A 1,187-nucleotide genomic window follows, 5' to 3' on the forward strand; every position below is an offset into this window, starting at 1 on the left:
TCGATGATCTTGGCCACGACGCCGGCGCCGACGGTGCGGCCGCCTTCGCGGATGGCAAAGCGCAGGCCTTCTTCCATGGCGATGGGCGCGATCAGCTTGACGGTGATCGACACGTTGTCGCCGGGCATGACCATTTCCTTGTCCTTGGGCAGCTCGATGGAGCCCGTGACGTCGGTCGTGCGGAAGTAGAACTGCGGACGGTAGTTGTTGAAGAACGGCGTGTGACGGCCGCCCTCGTCCTTGCTCAGCACGTAGACCTCACCGGTGAAGTGCGTGTGCGGCTTGATCGAGCCGGGCTTGCACAGCACCTGGCCGCGCTGCACTTCCTCGCGCTTGGTGCCGCGCAGCAGGATACCCACGTTGTCGCCCGCCTGGCCCTGGTCCAGCAGCTTGCGGAACATCTCCACGCCCGTGCAGGTGGTCTTTTGCGTGGCCGAGATGCCCACGATCTCGATTTCCTCGCCAACCTTGACCACACCGCGCTCGATACGGCCGGTCACCACCGTGCCGCGACCCGAGATGGAGAACACGTCTTCGACCGGCATCAGGAAGGCGCCGTCCACCGCGCGCTCGGGCGTGGGGATGTAGCTGTCCAGCGCCTCGGCCAGGCGCATGATGGCCTGCTCGCCCAGGTCACCCTTGTCGCCTTCGAGCGCCAGCTTGGCCGAGCCCTTGATGATGGGCGTGTCGTCGCCAGGGAAGTCGTACTTGCTCAGCAGCTCGCGCACTTCCATCTCCACCAGCTCGAGCAGCTCGGCGTCGTCGACCATGTCGCACTTGTTCAGGAAGACGATGATGTAGGGCACGCCCACCTGGCGCGCCAGCAGGATGTGCTCGCGCGTCTGGGGCATCGGGCCGTCCGCGGCCGAGCACACCAGAATGGCGCCGTCCATCTGGGCGGCACCCGTGATCATGTTCTTGACGTAGTCGGCGTGGCCCGGGCAGTCAACGTGCGCGTAGTGCCGGTTGGCCGTCTCGTACTCGACGTGCGCGGTGTTGATCGTGATGCCACGCGCCTTTTCTTCCGGAGCCGCGTCGATCTGGTCGTAGGCCTTCGCCGCGCCGCCGAACTTGCTCGCCAGCACCGTCGTGATCGCCGCCGTCAGCGTCGTCTTGCCGTGGTCCACGTGCCCGATCGTGCCAACGTTCACGTGCGGCTTGGTCCGCTCGAATTTTTCCTTAGCCAT

Annotated in this window: 1 protein-coding gene; it reads right to left on the reverse strand. The window is 65.5% G+C overall.

From position 1 onward, the window contains the following. On the reverse strand, positions 1–1,187 hold a 1,187-nt coding region (gene tuf, locus DY262_RS21480; RefSeq protein WP_070401354.1), incomplete at its 3' end, for an elongation factor Tu.

This window comes from Hydrogenophaga borbori (assembly GCF_003417535.1).
In the GTDB taxonomy this organism is placed as follows: Bacteria; Pseudomonadota; Gammaproteobacteria; order Burkholderiales; family Burkholderiaceae_C; genus Hydrogenophaga; species Hydrogenophaga borbori.